Source organism: Halorubrum sp. SS7 (assembly GCF_005435055.1).
GTDB lineage: Archaea > Halobacteriota > Halobacteria > Halobacteriales > Haloferacaceae > Halorubrum > Halorubrum salinarum.
In genome coordinates, this window is record NZ_SGXV01000304.1 from 1 (window position 1) to 469 (window position 469).

General features: G+C 66.1%; 1 pseudogene. It reads left to right on the top strand.

From position 1 onward, the window contains the following. Positions 1 to 469 (top strand): annotated as a pseudogene (locus tag EXE44_RS18140) (hypothetical protein); the annotation flags it as partial.

A 469-nucleotide genomic window follows, 5' to 3' on the forward strand; every position in this document is an offset into this window, starting at 1 on the left:
TCTCCCGGCCGGCTACACGCGGCTCCTGTTCAACTACGACCCGGTGCCCGACGACGTGCTCATCGAGAACGTCGATGTCGATGTCCGCCCCGACGACACCACGACCGGGATCCGGCTGCGCTGCCGGAACCACTTCCACATCCAAGACGTCGAGTTCCTCGGCCGCGGGCTCACGGATAACTCCGGGCAGGTCAGCGCCTTCCTGCTCGGGATCACGAGCGAGAGCGGCCGCGGGGTGCTGCGGGACGCAGTGGCGAAGAAGGGCTCTCGCATCGACGGGTACGCGAGGGGTAACGGACGGATCGGTGTCTGGGTCGGCTGGTCGAACAAGGGAACGGTCCGGATCGAGGGGTGTGACTTCCGCGAGTTCGGCAACAACGGCACGTACACCTCCCGGACGCCCGGACAGGTCGAGATCGTCGACTGCTACTTCCTCAACAACAACGCCGCAAACGTCCGCATCGGCGGG